6 protein-coding genes are annotated in these 4,087 nt (G+C 37.0%); all 6 read left to right on the forward strand.

Going from position 1 to position 4,087, the window contains the following annotated elements:
- Positions 1 to 528: hypothetical protein (locus QZ276_RS02200; protein WP_292484878.1), on the forward strand; the 528-nt coding region annotated here is incomplete at its 5' end.
- A gap of 51 nt (positions 529 to 579) precedes the next feature.
- Complete coding sequence (locus tag QZ276_RS02205) at positions 580 to 1,809, forward strand: hypothetical protein (protein WP_292484880.1); 1,230 nt, start codon at positions 580 to 582, stop codon at positions 1,807 to 1,809.
- A gap of 23 nt (positions 1,810 to 1,832) precedes the next feature.
- The gene (locus QZ276_RS02210; RefSeq protein ID WP_292484882.1) at positions 1,833 to 2,042 is read left to right on the forward strand and encodes a hypothetical protein; all 210 of its coding nucleotides are present in this window, start codon (positions 1,833 to 1,835) and stop codon (positions 2,040 to 2,042) included.
- Positions 2,042 to 2,788, forward strand: a complete 747-nt coding sequence (locus tag QZ276_RS02215; RefSeq protein WP_292484884.1) for a hypothetical protein — start codon at positions 2,042 to 2,044, stop codon at positions 2,786 to 2,788. Before QZ276_RS02210 ends, QZ276_RS02215 begins: the two co-directional genes overlap by 1 nt.
- 59 nt (positions 2,789 to 2,847) lie before the next feature.
- The gene (locus QZ276_RS02220; RefSeq protein ID WP_292484886.1) at positions 2,848 to 3,453 is read left to right on the forward strand and encodes a hypothetical protein; all 606 of its coding nucleotides are present in this window, start codon (positions 2,848 to 2,850) and stop codon (positions 3,451 to 3,453) included.
- Between the two features lie 8 nt (positions 3,454 to 3,461).
- A partial coding sequence (locus QZ276_RS02225) for a hypothetical protein (RefSeq protein ID WP_292484888.1) occupies positions 3,462 to 4,087 on the forward strand: 626 nt, incomplete at its 3' end.

Consider the following 4,087-nt stretch of genomic DNA (forward strand, 5'->3'; position numbering starts at 1 on the left):
CTTGAAGATGCTCTCGAACACTATGATAGTGTAGAAGACCAAGATTACATACGTAACTTGGTTAATACTAGAGGTCAAGCTGCTCAAATGACAGAGGAAGAAAATTATGTCCTGTCAAAAATTGTTGGTTCTATTGATGATAACACATCTACCGAGAGAAAAGAGAATTTTATTGACATTCTTGAGAGAATTTATTTAGATCATGATGCTCCTGGACTCTATTCTGTTGATGAGGGAGAAGACTTAAAAATTAGTATACGAATTCCCAGATCTAAGAGTCTTAAAGGAGAAGTTCTTATTGCTCTTGACGCAAATAAAAATCCTCTGACTGCTGAAGATAATGGTGGGACAACAGATAGAATTCAAAGTCTCACACTTACTGATATATCATTTACAACAGAAGAATTTCATAAGGTTTACATCGTTACTGAAAGATTTGATGTGAACGAGACAACTTCCACTGGTGATGTAGAGGAAGTACTAGAGGAAGCTTATATTTATGTTGAACCAACTACTGATCGATCATAGAGAAACAAGAAGGGGATATATCTGTCTTAGTTAAAAAATAACAAATAAGCCATGGCTCAGACTTTTGATTTAATTGATAAGAGTGCTCTTGATGTAATACTGAATTCTGGACCCACTGTATCTGCTGCAAACTATATAAGTCAAACTGCTGACGGTGGTGAGGCTATTCAGGCAGCAATTAATGATCTTCCATCAAAAGGTGGTACTGTTCATATACCTGCCGATGGTCCTGACGATGGAGTAGCTTCAAGTGGTAAAACTTTGTCAGAGGATAATGTTTGGGCGGTAACATCACCTATTGATGTAAACCAAATGGGTGTTAGGATTGTAGGTGAAAGTAGAGGATCGTTAGGGTCAACACAAGAAGGTTCTACAGGTACTGTACTTTTAACCCCAGATTCAGCCGCAGACATAGCATATCAGATAAAGTTTGCACAATCGGCTGGATGTGGTGCTTACAACATGAGAATGGATGGGGGTACTGGTAACATAGCAGATGGAAATGCAGACTTTGGAATTGTAATTGAGGATGCAGATCCAACCTCTGCAAACCCGATTCATGACTTTAGTATGATGAGGATGAGCATTCATCATCAGACAAAAGGCAATCTAAGAATTAATGCAACAAATGGTAACTTAGGAGATGTAAGAATACTTAACAGCGTAATTAGTGACTGTTCTATTGCAAACATAGCAGTTGATAATGCACCTTCATTCTTTAGCATAAAACTATCTCAAGTTATAAGTAGCCTTTCGGGTAGGCTTATTGATGTGCAAAGTGGGATGAATACTATAGATGCATCACAAATTATAATTTCAGGAAATAGTGGAGCAATAAATAAAGAAGGTATTAGAATTGCGGATAGTATCAATGACGTACGGGTTTCCAAATTTAATCAGAATGAGTTTGATAATGCATTTTTGGTTGTAACTTCAAACGGTACAATAGATAAAAGTGGTGTAATTCGAGAAGGTGTTGTAGAGGGAGGGAGTACAACAAGTCATGTTGTTGATAATCAGGGCACAATCACAAACGTAGCATTTGCTGATATAACAAGTAGGGGATTAACTGGAAGTAAGTACGTTAACGTAGTCAACGATCCAACAAATGCACCTAGATGTACAATTGAAGGACTTGGGTACAATGGATCTAATGACCCAAGTTCAGGTGGAGTCTGGAATGGAAATGGAGTAGAGGGTGTTAGAGTACTTTGGGATAATAATGGTACTTCCACCCTTGCAGAATATGTGAATGGTAGTTGGTATAGCAGGGCTCTCTAATCAATCATAAACTAAAAATTTCAATGAATCTGAAGGCAAAGCCAATTTATGCTAAAGAAGATAATAAGCTCATTGCTGCCAAAATTAACAAAAACAGACTAGAAGGGGATTTTGATAAGTACTACGAAGCAATGTGTAAACTCCTGAATGCTGAAAAGCTTGCTATGAAGGACTATGATGAAGAGAAAGTAATTGTGTACGATAAAGAAAAGTTCAGTAAAAATGTCGTGTAATGCATCTTCCATTAGAACAAGCTCTTAACCATTTTACAACAGGTCGAGCAGAGTATGTACGAGATCTATCTAGTAGAGGACTTGATATTGATGACAGAGAAACCTATGTACTAGCAAAGATTTTACGATCATTTGATGACAACACTGCTGAAAAGAAGCAGGATTGGATAATTGATATATTTGAAAATGCAATTATTCGTCAGAAGTCAAGAGATCTTGCTATTGCAAAAAAGGGTGAGAGATTTGATATATCGAGTATTATTCCAAATTCTGTAGATTTGAATAAGAGGAATGCTCTCACAATTCTTGATGATAGTGAAAATATTGTAAGTCAGTGGAGAAATTACATTACAGGAAACACAGGATCTAGAAAGTCTGCAACGATTGAAGATGTTGGACTTACATCTGGAACTTTTCATCAACTTAGAGTTGCTGTTGAAAAGCTTGATGATGTAGAATTTGCTTCAGGTGATGTAACAAAGGTAGTAAAGCAATTTTATCTCTATATTGATGGAGAAATCAATAGGGATAGTGATCATAAACCTTACCTTTTTGAAGACGTAGATTCTACTGATGGTAAGGTTAAACTTCAAAATCTTAATACAAACTCTGATGTTGTTTTTGAAAATAGAAACGGTAGACTATTTACTTTGACCTTTGATAATAGTCTTGTGAAGTCCACTAGTACCACGACCTTTAGAGGAAATACAATTGATGTTATCACATTTGAAATTCCGTCACCCTAGAAATAATGCCAAAAACTTCTCGATCACTTAATGACATTGCCTATCACATTCTGAATGATGTGAGAGGGAATCGGTCCAAGGACTTTCCAGATCTCACTATTGATCAGATAAAACAGGCTGTAAAGTACTGGAGGGCTGTACTTATTCGACAGGACCAACAGCGGAATTTCAACAGATACCGAATGTTTGAGCAGGATTTAGGATTAGTTAATGTAGATCAGTTTGATACTGCTGAGTCTAATAGTGTAGATTCAATGGTAACAATAACTCGTACTGAAAATAGGATTCCTGCTCCACTTAGACTAAAAGAATGGGAGGGTATTACACATGTTGGAGAGATCGATAAAACAGGACAGCCTATCCCAGTTGTTGATGCACAAAGAAGCTACTGGAATCAGTATAATAAGTATACTGGAAATGATCGAGAAGCTTTCTACAGAGATGGATATGTATATGTAAAGAACGACAAAACTCTTGATCAGATTAATATTCGTGGTATCTTTGAAGATCCAGAGGAAGTGTACGACTATAAAGGAATCGATGAAAACAGTCCGTTTCCTGTACCTGAGGATATGGAGCAAAGAATTGTTCAGAGCCTTCTTAATGGAGAATTGGGCTTCGCTGTACAGATGCAAGGTGCTCAAACTCAACAGCAACAAGAGTAATCTAATTAATGACCTATAACTATACTTCTAGCAAGGCCGTCATTGCTAAGACATATCGAGATCTTAAAGTTCAGAGAAATGACTGGATTAATGATGCTGTAGAATGGATTGGTGAAGCTATGGATGCTATTAAAGCTTATCCTCAACTGGTTGACAGGTCTACAAGACTAAAAACTAGTTCTCATAAGGCTCCGCTTCCTCACGACCTACACAAAATTAAAGAAGTTCGATATGGACTTGGAAATGGAGAAAAAACAAGTAAGCCTCCTAGAGAAGATTTCACTAGAGTAATGGAGTATGGTGATTCCAGTAACCACCCATCACTTGTAGATGAAAATCCCAATGCTTCAAATACTGCTGAACACAACAGAGAATCGTTTATTCTTGAGCCAGGGTATATTAAGACTTCATTTGATTCAGACTGGATTTTGATCACTTATTTGGCATTTGCTCTAGATGATGATAATTTTCCAATGGTGCCAGATGATTACTCCCATAAACAGGCTCTTTACTGGTATATCGTACTAAAAATGGTTGAGGGGGGTAAAGAACATCCCGCTGGATTAAAATATCCTCAGGTAGAAAAAAGATGGCTTAAGTACTGTAATCAGGCAAGAAATAGTGCTAAAATGCC

Origin of the sequence: Methanohalobium sp. (assembly GCF_018609725.1) — an archaeon.
Lineage (GTDB): Archaea > Halobacteriota > Methanosarcinia > Methanosarcinales > Methanosarcinaceae > Methanohalobium.